We start from the raw sequence: 18422 nt of genomic DNA, 5'->3' as shown, positions 1-18422 counted from the left end.
GGCTCCGCCCAATCCGCTAGAATCCCCATGGAAAACCGATGAGCCGTTCCGTCACCACGAAAGACAAAGCCATCCTGGGCGGGGCGCTCGCTGCTTGTGTTGTCGCCGGCCTAAGCCACGGCCGCACCAACGAAGTCATCGCCTTTTTGTGCGCTGCGGCCGCCCTGAGTTTGTTGGCGGTGGTGGTCGGGCACGCCACCGACCACCTGGGTTCCCGCATGTCGGCCGGGGCGACGGGGGTTTTGCAAAGCGCCCTGGGCAACCTCCCGGAGCTCATGGTGTGCATCTTCTCGCTGAAGGCGGGACTGGTGGATGTTGTCAAGGGGGCTTTGATCGGATCGATCCTCGCCAATTCGGTGCTTGTTTTGGGTCTGGCCATCTTTTTGGGAGGGCGCAAGAACGGGCTGCTCAAGTTCCCTAGCGACCCCCCGCGGATGATTGCCGTGTTGATGCTGCTTGCGTGCGCCGCCCTCATCGTGCCGACTTTGGCGCACGAACTCCACACCCCGGCTGAAGCCCATGAAACCAGCCTCAGCCTGGTTTGCTCGCTGGTGTTGCTTGCCGTCTTTGCCTGCAGCCTCAGCTTTTTCCTCAAGGGGAACGAAGCGGTCACGCCTGAAGACGCCAAAGAATCCCACTCGACATGGCCGGTGGGTTTTGCCATTGCCGTTTTGGCCCTGGCGGGATTGGGGGCGGCTTTTGTTTCGGAATGGTTTGTCGCCGCCCTGGAGCCGGCGACCAAGGCGATGGGCTTGAGCCAGGCGTTTACCGGGCTCGTGGTGGTGGCCATCGCCGGCAACGCCATCGAAAACTTGGTGGGAATCCAACTGGCCCTCAAAAACAAACCCGACTACGCGCTCAGCGTAATCCTCAACTCCAGTTTGCAAATCGCGCTGATGTTGGTGCCGCTGTTGGTGCTGATCTCGTTTTTTGTCGGGACGGCACCGATGACCTTGGTGCTCCCGCCGATGCTGCTCGTCGCCCTCATCTTGGCTGCCGTCATCCCAGCCTGGATCGTTTTTGACGGGGAGGCCATCTGGCTGGAAGGGGCGTCGCTGATCGGGCTCTATGTGCTGATCGCATCGGCGTTTTGGTGGGGTTAGGCACCATCCAAAAGGCTGTTGACGTAGATCTTCCTCTTTTGCCCATCGGGGCATAGGATTTCCACCGTCAGCCGCTGCTTGGATCGTTGGACAAGATCCTTGAGGAGGGTTTGCCGCTTCTCGCCGCCCGCAATCAAGGCGGCCACCAGTTCGGCCCCGGTGTATGTATCGAGTGAAAGTACAGTGCCCCCGGAGCAGAGCCCGTCCCCAGAACCGTCTTCGAACCGTGGCACCCGGCCCACTTTGAGCTCCTGCCCCACGACTTTGACTGGAAACCGGAAAACTTGGCTACTGAGCAGGCAAGCCGCCTGCTCCAATTCGCCCGCTGGCAAGTACCAGAGTTCATGCCGGGCCGTGTCGAGCAGGACACGGCGGCAACCCAGGTCCCGGGCGGTGAACGTGCCAGTTGGGCCCGGGATGTCCTTGGCTTGCGGCGCCCATGTCCCGATGAAGAATGGCAAAGGTTGCCGGCCAAATTCAGCCATACGCCAAAAAGCCCGTTTTTGGATTCCGGATCCGTCGAACTGCTCCCACAACTCGGCCCATTTTGCCGGTTCGTAAGGCGAGTATTGGTCGCTCAGAACACTGAAAAGCTCAAGGGCGAGCGGCCACTTTTCGCCGTCGACGCGGAACTGGTCGGTGAGCCAAAGCCCGTCAACGTTTTTGGCCAGCGGAACGCGCAAAACCGTCGGCTCATCGTCGCCAGACCCGGCCTTCAACCATTCCAAAGCCGCGGTCGAACTGTCCGGTTCGAGGATTTGAATCGTTTCGTTCCAAAAATCGGCGGCGACCAGCTTGTTGGCAAAGAAGTCGTCTCCCAATACCATGGAGATTTTCTTGTCGGTCGGCGTCCGCCCCAAGTCGCTCGACCGGAAGAAGGCTTCACCAGCCTTAAAGTCGCGAATCTGCCCCGCGTACCGGACTTCTAGGTTGCCACCGAATTCCTCTTGGAGGTCGCCGAGGGCCATGCTCTCGGAATTGAGGGGTTCGACCAACGCATATTTCGTTTTGCCGTTGACCTGGATCGCCAAGGCCCGGTAGGGGCCATATTCTTCCAGTTTGGCGGGTTCGGCCATCGGGTTCGCCGTATTGAGCCAGGCCAAGAAAATCGCGCCAACCATTGCACACCAGTATATCGGGGGGCGGCGAATGCGGCAAAATCCCGTCTGGAAACATCACATGCGCTCAACGCCGACCGCATCAAAATCCGGAACCGCGCTCGTGATCGTGGCGGCCGCGCTCGGCTACTTCGTGGACGTCTACGATATTTGGCTCTACTCGGCCCTGCGCGTGCCGAGCCTCAATGCCATCGGGTTCACCGATGCGGCCCAAGTGAAATCTGTCGGGGAATTCTTGCTCAACGTCCAGATGGGTGGCTTCATTTTGGGGGCAGTGGCCTTTGGCATGCTCGCGGACAAAAAGGGCCGTCTGGCCGTCCTCTTTGGCAGCATATTGCTTTACAGCGTCGCCAACATCGCCAACGGCTTTGCCATGAACGTCCCGTTTTATGCGGCTTGCCGGTTTTTGGCGGGCATGGGTTTGGCGGGCGAGCTCGGGGCCGGGGTCGCATTGGTCAGCGAACTGGTCCCCAAGGAGTCGCGCGGCTGGGCAACGACTTTGGTGGCGACTTGCGGGGTCGCGGGATCAGTTGCCGCCGCCATGTTCGCCAAAGTGTTCCATTGGCAAACCGGCTATTGGATCGGCGGCGGGATGGGAATCGCCTTGCTGTTACTTCGGATCGGGGTTTTCGAATCAGGGATGTTTGAGCGGGTCAAAGATCGATCCGATGTGAAGCGGGGTGAATTTCTGGCCCTGTTCAGGACGAAGGAACGGGCCAGCCGCTATTTGGCGACGATCCTGAACGGGGCCCCGGTTTGGTTTTTTGCCGCCATGTTCATGACGTTCGCCAAAGAACTCCAGGCGGCATTAGGGGTTCAAAACCCCATCTCGGTTCCGGATGCGATCATGGTCGGGGCCATTGGTTTGACCGTCGGCGATGTCGTGTTTGGCGGGCTCTCGCAAATTTTGAAGAGCCGGAAAAAATCGTTCTTGATTGCCCTTGCCTTGCTGACAGTCGGGATCGCGTCCATCTTTTTCACCAAAGATTCCAACCAATTCTATTGGCGGATGTTCATTGCCGGGGTGGGGGCTGGCTATTGGGCGGTGTTCGTGACGACAGCGGGTGAAACATTCGGCACCAACCTCCGGGGGACAGTGGCGATCACGGCGCCAAGTTTTGTCCGGGGGATGGTGATCCCTTTGACGTTGTTCCGGAACGCCATCACGCCTTCCACGAGCATTTTGGGGGCGACAGCGATTACGGGGGTGGTCGTTCTCGTCTTAGCCGTTTGGGCGGTACTGAGATTGCCGGAAACCTACGGGCGCGACCTTGATTTTGTGGAAACGGATGATCCGGTGCCATCGGGGGCCAGTCCCGCGTAGACTGGAGGGATGACCTTCCTCGCGGCCATCTTGTTCGCCCATGCCGGCCAAAATGCGGCCGATCTCCCCCGGCGCGAAATGGCGAAGCTGGACTTCATGATCGGCTATTGGGAAGGCACCCTGACCGACTTCCAAACCGATCCCCCCACGGTTGCCCACGGGTATGAAAATGTCCGTTCCGCGGCTGGCGGCACCGCCCTGTTCGACAACGCCCTGTACGAAATCGAAACGAGCGGGGTCAAGAAGCCGGTGAATTCGATCGCGGCGATGATTTGGTTCGACACCGCCCGGCAGGCACACACAATGAGGATCCAATCCGAGTCGGGATGGTCAGACCAATTCGACCTCCACCCCACGCAAAACGGCATGGACTGGTCGGTGAAATTTGGCGAAACGACGGTTTATTACACATTGCGGATCTCCCCAGAGGGCGAATGGGTGGAATCGGCGGTCACCGATCGGGCCTCGCGCAAAAAGATTTTTGAGATAAGGCTAAAACGCACGGGCCCCCCGCGGCAGGAAAGCAGATTTTTGTCGGCCCCGAGCCTGGCTCCGCGTCACCCCTAGGCGAACCATCGCCGAGAAAGACCATGAAGAACTACCTGATCACCATTTTCGGGAGCCAAGAATCAGAAGAGGCTTGGTCCCGCATGGACCCCCAAGAAATGCAAGCCCACCTCAAGCGGTACATGGATTACAGCCAGCGACTGCGGGACGAGGGCCGGCTGGTTGCCGCCGAGGGCCTGAGCCGCAACGGAGCCGTTCTGACAAAGGCCGCAGGAAAACTCGAAGTCACCGACGGCCCCTATGTCTTTGCCAAAGAAATGGTCGGCGGGTTTTTCTACATCACCGCCGGCTCCCTGGCCGAAGCCGTGTCCATTGCCAAGGATTGTCCGGCTTTGGAAACCGGGGGCCGGGTCGAGGTCCGGGAGCAAATGGATTATGGCGATTGAAAACCTTGTCCGGGCTGTCGGCATCGGCATCCGCCAACCGTCATGATCCACGGGAATCCGATGAAGAAATACCTCCTCACCATATTCAACGACACCGAAGCGATGGGCAAATGGATGGCCATGTCCCCAGAAGAACAAGCGGCGGCCATGCAAGACGTGGCCGCCCGCTACATCGCATACACCGAAAAGCTGATCCAAGAGGGCCGGTTGATCGCCGATGCCGGCTTATCAATGCACGGGACCACGCTGAGCCCTGCCGGCGGAACAATCGAGCAGACCGACGGGCCTTACGTCTTTGCCAAAGAAGTCGTGGGTGGTTTTTACTACTTCACGGCCGCAAACTTGGCCGAAGCAACCGAGGTCGCCCGCGGTTGCCCGGCACTCCATTTTGGGAGCCGGGTTGAAGTGCGGGAAGAGATGGACTACCCCGGATGACCCTTGACGGCCCGGATTTCCGTGAAACCCATGCCCAAATCGCGGCAGCGCTGGTGCGGAGGTTCGGGCCACATTGCTTGGAGCCGGCATTGGATGCCGTGCAAGAGGCATTTGTGGCGGCCCTGCAATCTTGGCCGATGCAGGGCCAGCCTTCAAACCCCAAGGCGTGGCTCCACAAAGCAGCCGAACGCCGGCTCATCGACCAGTTGCGCAAAACCCGGCGCGAAACAGCCTGGCCAAGCCAGGACCTTGTTGCAGAAGGAACCGCCCCCGACGACGAGCTCGCGCTGTACTTCATGGTGTGTTCGCCAAAGCTCAAAATGGGCGAGCAGGTCTGCCTGATCTTGCGCACGCTTGGCGGGTTGACGGCCGCGGAAATCGCCGGACTTTTTCATGAATCCGAAGAAGCGGTGCAGCGCCGAATTTCCAGGGCCAAATCCAAATTGGACCCCCAAGACCTGGAACCGGCCGATCCCGCAACGGCAATGCCGTCTGTCCTTCTGGCCTTGTATTTGATGTTCACGGAAGGCTACGAAGCCCAACGGGGACAGTATTACCTCCGGCCCGAATTGGCCGCCGAGGCGTTGCGACTGACTGACATTTTGGCCGGGCATGCCGGCGGTCGCTTCCCCGACCTCTATGCCCTATCGGCGCTGATGCACTTCCATTCCAGCCGGATCAAGGCGCGGCTGGATGCCGACGGCCTGCCGATCTTGTTTGCCGACCAAGACCCGGCTTTGATCGACCGATCCCATATCGGTGCTGGTTTTGCCGCCTTGGAGCAAGCGCAAGCCGCGCCCCGGCTCAGCCGTTACCACGTTGAAGCCGGTTTGGCGGCCGCGGTTGCGGCGGGTGCCCGGAGTCATGAAATCTTGCGTTGGCACGAACTGCTGGTCGAATCGTTCCCCACGCCGATGGCCCGACTGGCGCATGCGGTGGCGGTGGGCACCTGCCGCGGCCCCAAAGCCGGTCTCGCGGCGCTCGCGGCCCTCAAAAGGGAGCCTAGGATTGTCCGCACCCCCCAATACCATGCGGCGATCGGGCATTTTTGCGCTTTGGATGGCGACCGTGTCGCCGGGGCCGCCGCCTATCGAAGGGCGGTGGGGCTCAGCATATCCAACCCAATCCGTCAAAGCCTGGAACAGCGGGCCGAGGAACTTTCTAACTCCGGGCAGTGACGGAGATGGATTCGCCGTTGACCACGACTTCATCCCCCGGCCTTATTTTGCGACCCCGGCGGTTGTCAGGCTCGCCGTTGACGGTCACATCCGCTTCAGACAAAAAGAGCTTGGCCTCGCCCCCATTGGAGATCAGACCGACCGCCTTGATCAACTGTCCCAGGGTGATGAATTCCGTGTGAATGGCAAACGAGTGGGGCACCGCACGAGCATACAAAATAATGGCCCCCGGTTGTGGGCCGGGAGCCGACTGGAGAGGTGCAAACGCGTGCGTTTGCGGGGTTACATAGCCTTGCGGGCGGCCTGGAGGACCTCTTCGGCCGTGAGCCGCACTTTGTAGTCCGGATTCGCGTGGACGAATTTGACCTCGCCCTTGCCGTTTGTGATGAAAACCGAGGGGACGGGGAGGATGTGGTGGGTTTGGCCCGAAGATTTTTCCAGGTCGATTTTGTAGTTGTCCTTGTACATGGCCACGGTGCCCGGATCCAACGTGAACGCAACTCCGAATGCCTTCATCGCTTCGGCCGAGGAGTCCGAGTAGATCAGGTAATCCAGCTTGTCCTTGCCCATTGTCTTGGTGATTTCTGCCGGCAGGTCGGGGGTAATCGCCACGAGCTGGAATCCCATCTCCTTGAGGCCGGCTTCGGCATTGCGGAGATCAGAGAGGTGGCGGTTGCAGAACGGGCACCACCCGCCCCGGTAGAACACCACGACCGTCGGCTTGGAGGCAATCGCCTTCAACGAAACGGCTTTGCCCTCAAGGTCCATGACTTTGACATCCGGCACTTTGGATCCCACCGGGATCGGCTTGGCATCTTCGGGTCGGGTTGGGACTTGGTCAGCGGTCATGGCGCAGGCGCAGGCAACGGCCGCACAGGCCACAGTTGTTGTCACAGTTCTGGGAATCACAACGGAAGGAATTCGCGATTGCCGGCGGAAGTTCCGCAATTGGGGCGAACCGCTTGTCGATGCTCTCAGCCAGCGGCAGGCTCCGCCACGAACCGGCCGTCAAAACGGGATGAAGCAACCGACGGAGGCGGTCGTCGGCATGCTCACCGGCTGCCCCGCCAAGATTTCGTCCAAAGCGATCCTCAGATCCCTCCGATACCCTTCCCGGATTTTGCCGTGTTCGACATTCTGGTCGTCGATTCGCCCCCGGTACCGCATGACGCCCTTGCTGTCCAAAACGACAGCCTCTGGGGTGACGGTCGCCCCGGTTGATTTGGCGAGTTTCAGGTTGAAATCAACCAAGCCGGGCATGGCCAGCCCGAATTCCTTCCCGTGTTCGGCATAGAGTTCGGCATCCTCCATCGCGCCGATGTAAACCCGGTAGAACGCGGCCTTTCTGTCTTTGTAATCGGCATAGATTCTGGCGATCTCCGGCGCATAGCGGTTCGCGATCGGACATTCGTGGCTGATGAACAGGAGCACCGTGGCTTTTGCCGCAGCCGGGTTCGGGGCTGTTGGTTTGCCGGTCAAATCGGCGGCCCCAGTTAGGCTGACCGGTGTGGAAGGCAGGCCGTCTGCACAGGTCACCGCGCAAAAGGCGCAAATCACGGGAAGCATCGCTTTGAGTCTACAACAACTTTGCCCCAGGTAAAATCGCTCTATGGCCGCCAAGGCATGGATCCCTGGAGGGCTCTCCTTGGTTGTCGCCGGTTTGGCAGCCTTCGCGCCCGCCCCCCCGACTTTCCGGGACGACATCGCCCCGGTCGTCGTGGAAAAGTGCCTGCCCTGCCACCAAAAAGCGGGGATTGGCCCGTTCGACTTCACAACGTACCGCAACTTTAAGCGGAACTTGGAACTCATCCGGATTCAAGTCCTTTCCCGCAACATGCCGCCCACATCGGCAGAATCCGACTTTGCCGTTTTGGCCGAAAATCCGCAGTTGACCGACCGGGAAATTTTGGCGTTCCAACAGTTTTACGACGCGGGGGCGCCCGAAGGGCCGACCCTTGAATTGCCCCTGAACCGCAAACCGGCCGAAGTGGGGCCGGGCCTCACCATCGCGAGCCCCGAAGTTGCCGTCGCGGCCGAGGGCGTTCAATATTGGCGGGCCCAAACCATCAGGTTGCCGGATCGCGAAATGCCCATCCAAGCGATGTGGCTGGTTCCAGAAAAGCCGCGGGTTTTGCGTTCAGCCCAGTTCTATTTGATCCCTCCGGGGGTGGAACCCCCCGCTGACGGCTCGCCGGCAAATGTCTTTGCCGAAGGTTTGACCCCGGTTGGCAATTGGTCGCCGGGCTACCCCGTGTGGCGGCTCCCGGATGACACGGCGCTGAACTTGCCGACCGGCTCCCGGATTTTGGTGCTGGCCAAATACCAGCCTTCCGGCCGCCCAGAATCGGGCGGGTTCTTGCTGGGCTTGAAGGTGGCGGAGAGCGCCCCGGCCAAGGATCTCCAAGTCGTCTCTCTTGAAGACAAGGGCTTTGAGATTAAGCCGGACACGTCGCCGACTATCAGCTTGACCAAAAAAATAGGCGAAGACAGCGAGATCCTCGGGCTGATCCCGCAAGCACGGTTCTATTGCGGTTCGCAGTCGAATTCGATCCAAGTTCCTGGCCGCCCGGCACAGAACCTCCTTTCGGTTCCAAAGTGGGACCCCTTTTGGTTGGGGAGTTACGTTTTCCCCAAGCCTGTTGCCGCACCGGCAGGAACGAACCTGCAATTCAGGTTCACCTATTTCAACGATGAGCGGTGCCAGATGAACGAGAAGCGGGATCCGACCACCGTCCGATACGGAACGGGGCCGTACGACGAAGTGTGCCGGATGCACATCCTCATCGCCCGGCCCCGTACGGTGACTAGCGCAAGACCTCGAACTTGACCTGATCCAAGGTGGCCGTGAGCTTGGCAGACTGCCGGATGTCGGACTGGTACCGAACCCCGAGCCGGAGCGTGTTCGAACCAGGTTGGATGAAGTCGGACGTATTGGCCGTGATTTCAAACGTCCTCGTCGTCGAGGAAATCCCCAATTGCCATTGGTCGAACCTGACCCAGACGTTGTGGGCGAAGTCGAACACTTCCAAAACTTGGCTGTATCCTGGGAAGTTGCCTTGGGAGACAACGGTCACTTTGACCTTGTCAGGATGCGTGTCGAACGTATGGGTATCGAGGTCGATCCCGATGGGGAACCCGTCCGGTGTGCCCGACGTGCTGTACCGCATTTTCATTCCGACCCCGTCAGCGACCCGGAGATCGGCAAACGAGCCGGAAACTAGTGTCCCGCCGGCCATCGCCCCAGAATCGGCGTATTGCAGCCGGGTCAGGGCCTGAGTGGCGTCGACGACGTAGAACCCGGAGTTGATGTCGCTGATGATGATGCGGCCGCTCGGGAAGTAGGGATACGTGCTCCAAGCCCCGTCGAAGTTGGCGTTGTTGTCCGCTGGATAGGTGTCATAGAACCCGACGGCCACCGGGGCGGTGGGGTCGGCCATCCGGTCAAAGATCCGCAGCCCACTGCGGTAGTTGGCCTGGAACGAAAAGCCGTCGTCGGTGTATTGGTTGTGGTCGATGGAGGGGAGCCCGGTCGAAAATGTCCCGACAAAGAAGCCGTTGACCGGGTCTTCAACATTGAAGACCAACGAGCGGGTGGCGACGCCGATCCCAGTTTCGTCGAGTTCGTCATCGACGTACAGGTACTTCAAATCTTCGCTGATCCACCCCTGGTGGCAGTAATTCATGTTCGGGTAGACGATCCGCTTAATCATCACCGGGTTGTTCTTGTCGGTGAAGTCGTAGACATCGACCCCGCGCCCTTCGCTGAACCCATACCAAATCTGGTGGCCGGCCAGCGGCCCGGTGGTGTAACTGACCAACTGTCCGTCGTGGTGGTAGTTGGTGGTCATCGAATTCGGGCCGACCCGCACCGGAGCGGCGGGGTTGGCCAGGCTGAAGCACATCGTGGTGCCCGTCCCCCCGTTTGACCCGCACGTATAAAGGAACCCATTGACGGTATCGACATGGATGTTGTGGGTTCGGCTCGGGCTCGTGAGAGTTTGCACCAGCGTGACATTGCCGTTGTCGACATCACCCAGGTCGATGACCTGGATCCCCGTTCCGGACGTCTCGGTGACCGCATAGGCGTAGTGGCCGTAGGTTTTGATGTCGCACCAAGTGCTGCTGCTGTGCGGAATCGTTTTGACGATCACCGGGTTAGTCGGGTTGGTGATTTCGATGACCGCGACTTTGTTGTTGCACCCCATCAGGGCATATTCGCGCCCAGAGGGGCTGACATAGCCCCAGCAGTCATTGCCTGAGCTGGCACTGAGTTGGGCGAGCGTGATATGGCTGAGTTCGACGACCTTGTCGCCGAATTGGGCCGATGCGGTCCCGGCTATGGCCAAAGCCAAGGCCAGGATTCCGAGTTTGTGAAGTGTTGGAGCAGGCATGATGGTCACTCCGGCAAATCGCCAAAGATGTCCCCTTATGCTATCACACAAGAGCTGAAATGCCCCGTTATTTTGCAATAATATTCACTTCAGAGGCGATTGCTATTGATTGTTCACTGAGAACCCGGTAGAAATTGCGGTTTTCCGGCCTTGGGGGGCTACCGAGGGTCGTTCCCACGCTCCAGTTCAGAAGGTGCCGTCCCCAAATAAAGAATACGGACCTGGGCTTGACAAAAGGTGTGGCCGCGGGGTTTTCCGTGGCCACTGCGTCCCGAGCCATTAGTTCAACCGTCGGCGGTGAGCGATCCGGGCACGCCTCAGTCCCGCATCAGGCGGGAAATCCGGCCGTTTTTGCCTTCCATCGCAATGTAGAGGAACCCGTCCGGCCCTTGGATCACATTGCGGACCCGGTCTTTGATCTCCAAACGCGTCATGCCTTGCACCTTTCCGGCGCTATCTAAGTCGATCCGACGGATGTCCATCCCGGCAAGCCCGGCACTGAACAGGTCGCCTTTCCAATCGCCATATTTCCCGCTTGAAAGGAAGGCAATGGCACTTGGCGCGGGGCACGGGGTCCAAGCGACGAGCGGGTCGTCCATTCCCGGCATCGAGGTGATATCGGTGATCGTTGCGCCAGAGTATTCCTTGCTGAATGTCGCTTTTGGCCAGCCGTAGTTGTGGCCCTTTTTGATTTCGTTGACTTCGTCACCCCCAAACGCCCCATGTTCGTTGGCAAAGACGCGGCCGGTCGCGGGATCCATTGTGATCCCTTGTACGTTACGGTGCCCCAAGGTGTAGATTTCCGGCTGGGCTCCTGCTTGTCCGGCAAAGGGGTTGTCTTTGGGGGGGTTGCCTTTTTCATCGAGCCGCAGGATCTTGCCCAGATCGGAATCCATGTCCTGGACGTAGTACCGGGTGAGCTTGCCGTTCATAGCGTTCGGCGGGTTGCCGCCATCGCCCAGGGTCATGAGCAGCGTGCCGTCTTTGAGGAACTGGATCCGCGATCCGAAGTGTTGCCCGCCGGGCTTATCGAAGTTCGGGGTGAACAAAATTTTCGCGTCGCTGATCTTGGCGCCGTCGAACGTCCCCCTCATTAGAACAGAGTGGTTGCCGCTGCCGTTGCCTTGCGCGGCCGTGAAATAGACCCAGCGGTTCTTGGCAAAGTTGGGGTGCAAGGCCACATCCATCAGCCCACCCTGGCCGATTTCGGGGATGGGGGGCAAGCCGGGCACTTCGGTTTTGCTGTTGGCTTTGAGGTCTACCAGGTAGAGCTGGCCTGCCCGCTCGGTCACAAGGAGTTTTCCGTCGGGCAAAAACGCCATGCCCCAAGGCACGTTGAAACCCTTCATCAGGACTTCTTCACGCCAGCCGGTTTCCGGAGTTGGGACGCCGGTTGCCTGGACTTTTTGCGTTTGTACTCCGGCAACCGGATTTGCCGGCAGCTCTGCGACGGGCTGGGCTTTTGGCAAAGCCCCTCCGCCAAACAGGGCAAAGCCGCCTCCGGCGAGCGCAGTGACGGCTACAGGGACGATCCCGATCTTCATCGTTGGGTGCATAGGGCCTCTCTTTTAAGTTACTCCAATCTTGAGTGTGGGACGCCCAACAAATTGTGTTCGCCCCTTGAGCAGCAACGTGTACCGCCCGGGCGCGTCTTCGACGACTCCAGCCGCCGCCCCACCCATCCGTTTGGCTACGGCCCTGGCCCGCTCCCCGCAATCGGCATCGGGGTGAGCCAAACCTTCCGCTACCGCTTCCACCATCGCCTTGGTGAACAATTGCACCGACACTTCCATCAGCCCCAACCCGATTCCCCAGCCGTCGAACATGTGCAGTTCTTTGTTGGTGAGGCAGGCCAACGCGACCGAATCCCTGCCGGGCCCGTTTGCCCACAACATCAAGAAGCCGTGCGCAAAGATGTCGTCCATGATGAAGAGGGCATCGGGGGCGTCCCCTCTTTCAACAAGGCCAAGGAATTCCCCGGCAAATTCTTGACCGACGTGCATAAACGGGGTTGCCATTCGGTCGGTGAGGCTGCGTTCGGCCCAAATCCCCTCCCGGCTCGGCCAGACTTCCAATCCAGCGGATTCCAGTTCGGCCTTGACGGATTCATACATGCTCGGGTGGTGGCACCCGACAACCATGGCGGATTTGCGGCCCTCCCCGACCAGGGATCCTGCGAGTTCCCCAGCCAGGGCCGCCACATCCATGCGACAGTTGATGCTCCCCGGGCCTGCGAACGAGACGGGGCTCAACCCGGCTTCCATGAGGTACTCGACCGAGTTTTCGTCCATGCCGACGGTCACGATGCCGTCGACCCGGCCCTGGCCTAAGGCCAATTCAAATTCGGGCGGGATCAAAAAGGTCTTGGCGGCCTCGTCGGCCGGCTGGGCCAAGTAAAAGCTGGCTTCGAACCCCTTTTCCCGGAACCCCTTGAGGAGTTCGCCGACAAGCAGGCCCCAAACGGGCGACCCGCCGACGAGGAACTGGGTAGCGCTGGCCAGGATGGCCACGCGTGGGATGGCGACCCGCGACGTGACATAGATGCCGCTGCCATGCCGGCGGACGATGACGCCTTTGGCCTCCAATGACCGGAGGGCGGTGCTCAGGGTCGCCAAGGAGATTTTGAGGCTTGAGCAAAGTTCGCGCACCGATGGGAGCCTGGCCCCGGGGCCAAGGCTGCGTGCGAGTTTTTCCAAATCTCCGGCCACGGAGGCCGATTTGCTCCTGCGTGCCGTGCGGGGAGGGAGGGCGTTTGCCAACTGTTCTGCGAAACATCATAACACAAGGTCCCACGGTTGGTGCCACGCCAGTCTGAACAGGGGCGTACTGAAGGTGCCAGGTATCCTGGCTTGCCTGGCCGCCAACCTTATGCCGACGATGCCCCCTCCTGAGCAAACGCAGATGTCCGCACCCGGCAGGAAGCCTCTGTTGGCTGGGCTCAGGGATCTTTTTAGCATCCGGTACCACATCCGAAGGCTCAAAGAGGACATCTCGGCGACCAAGTCGGCCCTGGAGCGGCGCAAGGCCCTCCACGACGGCCAAGCGACCGAAGAAGAGTTGCCCGACATTTTCCGAGGAAAGCTGATGGGGGTTTTCTTTGCCACCGGCTGGACAAACCTGCTCGGCATCATGGCCGGGGGGTTTTTGCAATACCGGTTCGGCAACGGGCTGTTAGGGCTATACGCCACGCCGCCGCTTTGTTTCACGTTTACGGCGGTGGCATTCCAGATCGGCTGGTGGTTCGACAACAAGCCCATTTACCGTTCGGTCGCCGAGACCCCCGGGGGGCGCTTCCTGGCCTTGCAGCGCGACATGGTGCCGGTGCACCGGGCTTCTCTGCCGATAGCCATCGGATTTTCACTGATGAATTACGTGATTCTCTCGCCGTTGTATTTGCTATTGGAGTGGATCAACCCGATGTTGGCCAAAAACACCCCGGCGGGGGCCCTGATCATGGTAATCGAGTTCTTGTTTGTCGGGGGCACGTTCGTCCGGTTGATGGGCGACTTTTTTGACCGCCACGGATATACGTTGGCGGCCAAATACCGGGAAATCTGCGTCGGCAATTAGAGTTTTTGAAGGTGGGCGACGATGTCCCTCGCTGCATGGGGAAGGGCCTGGCCCAAGGCCGCTTGCGACATTTGCGCCAGCTTTTCGTCGGTCAGCGCTTGCAGCGTTGGTGCGATGGCGTTTTCTTGCCGGACGATGACCCCGGCCCCGCAATCGGCCAGGAACCGGGCGTTCCCTTCCTCCTGCCCGGGAATGAGGAACGGTTGGTAGACCATGAACGGGATCCCGCTCGCCAGGCTTTCAAAAGTCGTCAACCCGCCCGGCTTTGAAACGATGAGGTGGCTCGACTGCATGAGCCCGGCCATCGTCACATGGTCGACCAGCCCCAAGATGGCAACGCCCTGGTCGTTGGCAAAGGCCCTTTCCATTTCGTGTTTGAGGGCCTCGTTGCGCCCCGTGACGACCTTCGCCTTCCATCCGGTGGTGCGCAAAGCCCGGACCGCGCCTTCCAGCGGGCCGCCGCCGATCCCGCCGCTGGAAACGATTGCGGTCTTTTCCCCGGACCAGGATCGGGAATGCGTGTGCTCGGCAAAAACGGGGTGGATTGGGATGCCGGTGACGGCGGAATGCCGACCGATGCGGGGGAGTCGGCGGATCAGCACTTTGCGTGACCACTCTTGCGGCACGAAAAAGTAATCTGGCCGCCCGCGCAGCCACATCCGGTGGACGTAAAGGTCGGTGACGACAATGCCGATCCGGAACCCGAACTCCCTCCGGAGCGGGACCAGCCGGGGCTGGGGCAGGCTGTGGGTGCAAACCACCCAATCGGGCCGGAAACGTTCCACCGCCTCCCGGATGCCCCGGGTGAACACGTAATCCAAACCGGTTTGGAAGCCGAAATTGAAGAGCGGGCGGTCGGAAGTCTTATAAAGGTGGCCCCACATTTTGGGCCGATCCTTGACCAATTTTTCGTATCCGCCCCGGTACCACATCGTGAACCCCGGCGGCGTGAAATCGAGCACGTCTACCACTTCAGCGGCAAGCCCGGCGGAATGGGCTTCGGCTTCCACGGCATAGGCGGCAGACATGTGCCCGTTGCCCGTGGAGGCGCTCAAGATCAACAGCCTGGGTTCACCCATCCGGTTGTTGCCTTGCCTCCAGTTTGCGCGCCCGTTTGATCAGCGTCCAGATCCGCCACCGGTTGAGCCTTTGCAAGACGGCACACCCGAAATCCCCCCAGAGGACGAAAACGGTATAGGGGATCGCGAGCCAGAGTTTGTGGCTAGCCGCGAACCAGATCGGCAAAAGGTCGATGGCGGCCATGGTCAAATGGACGCACTCGCTGACCCGCGACCCGTTTTCGAACCGCACGACTTCGGCCATTCCCGACCCGACGTATTCGACCGTCTTCCCGGCTTCCCGTTCTTCCTTAGTCAATCTGAGGCGGTCGATGACGAATTCGACCAGGATCTTGAACCAAAACCCGCCGGTGATCCGGTAGAAGGTCTCGGTTTCCCACTTTTTGGGGGCAAAGTACCATTCGCCCCACACTTCGCTTTTGACGACCTCGGTACTTTTGGGGCGGCCTTCGACTCCTTTGATGTGTTGGAGCACGGCGGCTTTGTAGGCCTCCATGGCCAGCAAGGCCGTGTGCAGGGCGATCAAAGCGGCAAAGATGCCGGTCACCCATCCCCCGTTGAATTTGAGCAGCATCAGCAGGATTGGCAGGTGGAAAACCATCCGCCAAAAATTGGCACGGCCAAAGTAGCGCGTGCCGGCGCGCATCTCTGCGACTTCTTCGGCAGAAAACCGGTCACAAGTTGGGGCATCGGCAATCGAAGGCAAGGCGTCTTCCCCGGTTACCCGGCAAGTGAACAGGTGCAACGCCCGCAAACCGAGAATTTCCAGGACCTTGATCACCATGCCCTCATTTGGCCGAGAACATCTCGGAACGGCTGAGACGGGGCCGCCACCCTTTGGATGCCGGGGTCTCGGGATTGAGCCAGAGGAGCTCCAGCCGGCCATCGGCGTGTTCGACCACCGCCGTGCAGTTTTCAACAAAGTCCCCGGTGTTGACATAGAGGAACCCGTCTGGTTGCTCCACAATCTGTGGCCGATGGACGTGCCCGCAAACCGCGCCATCGAATCCGGCCTCGCGGGCGTAGTCCATCACCAATTCTTCATAGTGGGTGGCCTTGCCGATGAATTTTTTGATTGAGCGTTTGGTGACCGTGGTGAAGTCAATCGGGTGTTTGCCATCTTCACTGCGTTTGCGGTTGAGACTGGCGTTGGCTAACCCAAGAACTTCATAGGCCCAAGCCCCCACAAAGGCGATGGGCTGGTACTTGGTGCAACTGCGGTCAAAGACGTCCCCGTGGACAACGAGGAGGTCGCGTCCGTCGGCGGTTTCGTGGTGGAAGCTGGGTTCGATGTCGATGTTGCCGAGTTGAACCCCATGCACGCGCCGCATAAATGCGTCGTGGTTGCCGGGCGTGTAACGGACGGTGGTCCCGCGGCTCCCATGCTCCAAGATCTCCCGGATGATGCCGGTTGCGGTCGGACCCCATTTGCGGTCCTTTCGCCCAACCCACCCGTCGATGAGGTCGCCAACGATGTACAGGTACTCCGTCTGGAACGATTCGAGGAACCGGAGGGCCTGTTCCCCTCTTGAGCCGACGGCGCCGATATGGACGTCCGAGATGAACACGGACCGGTATTCGTTGCGTTCCGACATCGGTTGGTGCGCAGTTGCGCCAGCCGGATTGTACGCGATCTGCCCTTTCCGGTCTGAGCGCAAGGCACGGGGACACGATTGCCGTGTAAGATCGTTAACCGATCCAACGCATGGCCACCGCAGCCCCGGCACCGGCACCGACCGCCGCAAACATCCCCCAACCACCCTATTGGGCCGGGATTTGGCCGGTAGCCGCCACAACCTTGCTGATCCACCTCGCTTGCATCGGTGGGTACGGCTATTTCCGGGACGAACTCTATTACCTGGCTTGCGCCAACCGCCTGGATTGGGGGTATGTGGACCACCCGCCCCTTTCGGTGGCCGTGCTCAAACTGTTCACATCGGTTTTGGGGACCCACTTGTGGGCCGTGCGCACCCCAGGGATCTTGGCGGGCTGCGGGTCGGTCATCCTTTACGGCTTGGTTGCGGCACGGCTCGGCGCCGGCCGGCTGGCCCAGACGATGGCCGCCATTTTTGCCGGCCTCACCCCCGTTTATGCGGTTGTCAGCCATTTGTATTCGATGAATGGGATCGACATCGCCCTTTGGGCGGGGGCCGCTCTGCTCTACTTGTGTTCGGCGGACGAGAGCCGCCGGAAGCTTTGGCTTTGGCTAGGGCTTGTCTGCGGCCTAGCGATGCTGAACAAGCTGAGCGGCTTTTGGCTCGTGGCCGGCCTGGGATGCGCCACCCTGTTCAGCCCCCGGCGGGCCGAATTGAAAACGGTTTACCCGTGGGCGGCGGCGGGCATCGCGTTTGCCGTCTTCTTCCCGCACTTCGTTTGGCAGAACGAGCACAACTGGGTCACACAGGAGTTTGTCCGCAACGCCGCCCAGTTCAAAATGGTGCCCCAACCGCCTTGGATTATTTTGGGGGTGCAGGCGGTGGTGACCAATCCGGTCATGGCCACGCTGTGGGTACTCGGTGCTTATTGGGCGTTGCGAAAACCGGAATGGCGCCCCTTTGCCTTGACCTACTTCCTGGTGATCGGCATCCTTTTGCTTTCGATGCGGAGCCGGGAGAACTACCCGGCGCCCTCCTATGTTTTTGTCGTTCCGTTCGGGGCCATCGTCTTTGGCGAGTGGCTCAAGGCCTCAAGGGCCCGGTTCTATGCGATGCTGGCCGTGTTCGTCCCAGTTGGAGTCTTTTGTATTTCCCTTGCTCTCCCATTGTTGCCACCCCCTCGGGTTGAAGAGATTGCCGAAAAGAGCCAGGTGGATGTCCCTTCTGCCGAAAAAGGGGCGAAATCGCCGATGCAAGGGTTCGCGGATATGTTCGGCTGGCCAGAAATGGCTTCTGCCGTCAGAGCCGTTTGGTTGGGCTTGCCCGAGGATGAACGGCTCAGAACCCCGGTTTTTGGCATGAACTATGGTGAGAGCGCGGCCTGTTGGTACTTCAACCGCAATGAACCCGGGTTCAAGGTCATTGGGCGGCACAACCAGTATTGGCTTTGGGGGCCCGGCGATTGGGATGGGCGGACCCTAGTGGTCATCGGCGAACCGACCCCGGCCATCCTCGATTCTTTTGAATCGGCCCACATGGTGGCCCAACTCAATTCTCCCAATTCGGTGCCCGAAGAAGCCCATGCCCCGATCACGATTCTGCGGGGCCTCAAGAAGCCGGTTGTGCAATTTTGGCGGGAAATCCGCCACATTCAATGACCGCAAAACCCCGTAGCC

The 18422-nt window shown here is 60.1% G+C and carries 19 protein-coding genes; 9 read left to right on the top strand and 10 right to left on the bottom strand.

Going from position 1 to position 18422, the window contains the following annotated elements; genetic code table 11:
* Positions 1-38: 38 nt before the first annotated feature.
* Positions 39-1103 carry a calcium/proton exchanger gene (gene cax / locus JNM28_10815; GenBank protein MBL8068932.1) on the top strand — a complete coding sequence of 355 codons (1065 nt, stop codon included), beginning with the start codon at positions 39-41 and terminating at the stop codon, positions 1101-1103.
* On the opposite strand, the gene JNM28_10810 is transcribed toward cax, so the two are convergent.
* Positions 1100-2224: a hypothetical protein gene (locus JNM28_10810; GenBank protein MBL8068931.1), complete on the bottom strand. Its 1125-nt coding sequence runs from the start codon at positions 2222-2224 to the stop codon at positions 1100-1102. The genes cax and JNM28_10810 overlap by 4 nt on opposite strands.
* Before the next feature lie 58 nt (positions 2225-2282).
* Between JNM28_10810 and JNM28_10805 the strand changes: the two genes are divergently transcribed.
* Genes JNM28_10805 through JNM28_10785 form a run of 5 tightly spaced genes read left to right on the top strand, consistent with a single transcriptional unit; the run spans position 2283 to position 6111 of the window.
* Positions 2283-3545: an MFS transporter gene (locus JNM28_10805; protein MBL8068930.1), complete on the top strand. Its 1263-nt coding sequence runs from the start codon at positions 2283-2285 to the stop codon at positions 3543-3545.
* 9 nt (positions 3546-3554) lie between these two features.
* Positions 3555-4112 (top strand): hypothetical protein, encoded by a 558-nt coding sequence (locus JNM28_10800; GenBank protein ID MBL8068929.1) that lies wholly within the window; start codon positions 3555-3557, stop codon positions 4110-4112.
* Positions 4113-4135: 23 nt separating this feature from the next.
* Entirely contained in the window at positions 4136-4498 is a 363-nt protein-coding gene (locus tag JNM28_10795) for a hypothetical protein (GenBank protein ID MBL8068928.1), read from the top strand.
* A 60-nt stretch (positions 4499-4558) separates the two neighbouring features.
* Positions 4559-4933 carry a hypothetical protein gene (locus JNM28_10790; protein ID MBL8068927.1) on the top strand — a complete coding sequence of 125 codons (375 nt, stop codon included), beginning with the start codon at positions 4559-4561 and terminating at the stop codon, positions 4931-4933.
* A complete protein-coding gene (locus JNM28_10785) occupies positions 4930-6111 on the top strand; it encodes a sigma-70 family RNA polymerase sigma factor (protein ID MBL8068926.1) in 1182 nt (393 codons plus the stop codon). Before JNM28_10790 ends, JNM28_10785 begins: the two co-directional genes overlap by 4 nt.
* On the opposite strand, the gene yaaA is transcribed toward JNM28_10785, so the two are convergent.
* From yaaA to JNM28_10770, 3 genes are all read right to left on the bottom strand, one after another.
* Positions 6095-6313 carry a S4 domain-containing protein YaaA gene (gene yaaA / locus JNM28_10780; GenBank protein ID MBL8068925.1) on the bottom strand — a complete coding sequence of 73 codons (219 nt, stop codon included), beginning with the start codon at positions 6311-6313 and terminating at the stop codon, positions 6095-6097. The two genes, JNM28_10785 and yaaA, sit on opposite strands and share 17 nt — an antisense overlap.
* Before the next feature lie 80 nt (positions 6314-6393).
* Positions 6394-7005, bottom strand: coding sequence for an AhpC/TSA family protein (locus JNM28_10775; protein ID MBL8068924.1), 612 nt, complete (start codon positions 7003-7005; stop codon positions 6394-6396).
* A gap of 114 nt (positions 7006-7119) precedes the next feature.
* Positions 7120-7677, bottom strand: coding sequence for a redoxin domain-containing protein (locus tag JNM28_10770; GenBank protein ID MBL8068923.1), 558 nt, complete (start codon positions 7675-7677; stop codon positions 7120-7122).
* Positions 7678-7720: 43 nt separating this feature from the next.
* Between JNM28_10770 and JNM28_10765 the strand changes: the two genes are divergently transcribed.
* On the top strand, positions 7721-8938 hold the full coding sequence (locus JNM28_10765; GenBank protein MBL8068922.1) for a hypothetical protein: 1218 nt from the start codon (positions 7721-7723) through the stop codon (positions 8936-8938).
* Here the strand turns inward: JNM28_10765 and JNM28_10760 are convergent.
* From JNM28_10760 to JNM28_10750, 3 genes are all read right to left on the bottom strand, one after another.
* A complete protein-coding gene (locus JNM28_10760; protein MBL8068921.1) occupies positions 8916-10502 on the bottom strand; it encodes a choice-of-anchor B family protein in 1587 nt (528 codons plus the stop codon). The two genes, JNM28_10765 and JNM28_10760, sit on opposite strands and share 23 nt — an antisense overlap.
* 317 nt (positions 10503-10819) lie before the next feature.
* Positions 10820-12058 carry a PQQ-dependent sugar dehydrogenase gene (locus tag JNM28_10755; GenBank protein MBL8068920.1) on the bottom strand — a complete coding sequence of 413 codons (1239 nt, stop codon included), beginning with the start codon at positions 12056-12058 and terminating at the stop codon, positions 10820-10822.
* A gap of 12 nt (positions 12059-12070) precedes the next feature.
* Entirely contained in the window at positions 12071-13198 is a 1128-nt protein-coding gene (locus tag JNM28_10750) for a GntR family transcriptional regulator (protein MBL8068919.1), read from the bottom strand.
* Between the two features lie 181 nt (positions 13199-13379).
* On the opposite strand from JNM28_10750, the gene JNM28_10745 reads away from it, so the two are divergent.
* Complete coding sequence (locus tag JNM28_10745) at positions 13380-14072, top strand: hypothetical protein (protein MBL8068918.1); 693 nt, start codon at positions 13380-13382, stop codon at positions 14070-14072.
* Here the strand turns inward: JNM28_10745 and JNM28_10740 are convergent.
* The 3 genes from JNM28_10740 to JNM28_10730 are packed head-to-tail and all read right to left on the bottom strand — an operon-like array spanning position 14069 to position 16746.
* Positions 14069-15151, bottom strand: a complete 1083-nt coding sequence (locus tag JNM28_10740; GenBank protein ID MBL8068917.1) for a hypothetical protein — start codon at positions 15149-15151, stop codon at positions 14069-14071. The genes JNM28_10745 and JNM28_10740 overlap by 4 nt on opposite strands.
* Positions 15144-15935: a hypothetical protein gene (locus JNM28_10735; protein ID MBL8068916.1), complete on the bottom strand. Its 792-nt coding sequence runs from the start codon at positions 15933-15935 to the stop codon at positions 15144-15146. The genes JNM28_10740 and JNM28_10735 overlap by 8 nt, the downstream gene beginning before the upstream one ends.
* A gap of 4 nt (positions 15936-15939) precedes the next feature.
* A complete protein-coding gene (locus tag JNM28_10730) occupies positions 15940-16746 on the bottom strand; it encodes a metallophosphoesterase (GenBank protein MBL8068915.1) in 807 nt (268 codons plus the stop codon).
* A gap of 110 nt (positions 16747-16856) precedes the next feature.
* Between JNM28_10730 and JNM28_10725 the strand changes: the two genes are divergently transcribed.
* Positions 16857-18404: a glycosyltransferase family 39 protein gene (locus tag JNM28_10725; protein MBL8068914.1), complete on the top strand. Its 1548-nt coding sequence runs from the start codon at positions 16857-16859 to the stop codon at positions 18402-18404.
* The last annotated feature ends 18 nt before the right edge of the window (positions 18405-18422 follow it).

Source organism: Armatimonadota bacterium (genome assembly GCA_016789105.1).
Classification (GTDB): Bacteria; Armatimonadota; Fimbriimonadia; order Fimbriimonadales; family Fimbriimonadaceae; genus UphvI-Ar2.
Note: the sequence above shows the minus strand (reverse complement) of the source record. Positions and strands in the feature narration are given on the sequence as shown.

Bases quoted from the DNA above. Each gene is read 5' to 3' on its own strand.
- cax (MBL8068932.1), top strand. From the start codon at position 39: ATGAGCCGTTCCGTCACCACGAAAGACAAAGCCATCCTGGGCGGGGCG.
- JNM28_10810 (MBL8068931.1), bottom strand. From the start codon at position 2,224: ATGGTTGGCGCGATTTTCTTGGCCTGGCTCAATACGGCGAACCCGATG.
- JNM28_10805 (MBL8068930.1), top strand. From the start codon at position 2,283: ATGCGCTCAACGCCGACCGCATCAAAATCCGGAACCGCGCTCGTGATC.
- JNM28_10800 (MBL8068929.1), top strand. From the start codon at position 3,555: ATGACCTTCCTCGCGGCCATCTTGTTCGCCCATGCCGGCCAAAATGCG.
- JNM28_10795 (MBL8068928.1), top strand. From the start codon at position 4,136: ATGAAGAACTACCTGATCACCATTTTCGGGAGCCAAGAATCAGAAGAG.
- JNM28_10790 (MBL8068927.1), top strand. From the start codon at position 4,559: ATGAAGAAATACCTCCTCACCATATTCAACGACACCGAAGCGATGGGC.
- JNM28_10785 (MBL8068926.1), top strand. From the start codon at position 4,930: ATGACCCTTGACGGCCCGGATTTCCGTGAAACCCATGCCCAAATCGCG.
- JNM28_10770 (MBL8068923.1), bottom strand. From the start codon at position 7,677: ATGCTTCCCGTGATTTGCGCCTTTTGCGCGGTGACCTGTGCAGACGGC.
- JNM28_10765 (MBL8068922.1), top strand. From the start codon at position 7,721: ATGGCCGCCAAGGCATGGATCCCTGGAGGGCTCTCCTTGGTTGTCGCC.
- JNM28_10760 (MBL8068921.1), bottom strand. From the start codon at position 10,502: ATGCCTGCTCCAACACTTCACAAACTCGGAATCCTGGCCTTGGCTTTG.
- JNM28_10755 (MBL8068920.1), bottom strand. From the start codon at position 12,058: ATGCACCCAACGATGAAGATCGGGATCGTCCCTGTAGCCGTCACTGCG.
- JNM28_10745 (MBL8068918.1), top strand. From the start codon at position 13,380: ATGCCCCCTCCTGAGCAAACGCAGATGTCCGCACCCGGCAGGAAGCCT.
- JNM28_10740 (MBL8068917.1), bottom strand. From the start codon at position 15,151: ATGGGTGAACCCAGGCTGTTGATCTTGAGCGCCTCCACGGGCAACGGG.
- JNM28_10735 (MBL8068916.1), bottom strand. From the start codon at position 15,935: ATGGTGATCAAGGTCCTGGAAATTCTCGGTTTGCGGGCGTTGCACCTG.
- JNM28_10730 (MBL8068915.1), bottom strand. From the start codon at position 16,746: ATGTCGGAACGCAACGAATACCGGTCCGTGTTCATCTCGGACGTCCAT.
- JNM28_10725 (MBL8068914.1), top strand. From the start codon at position 16,857: ATGGCCACCGCAGCCCCGGCACCGGCACCGACCGCCGCAAACATCCCC.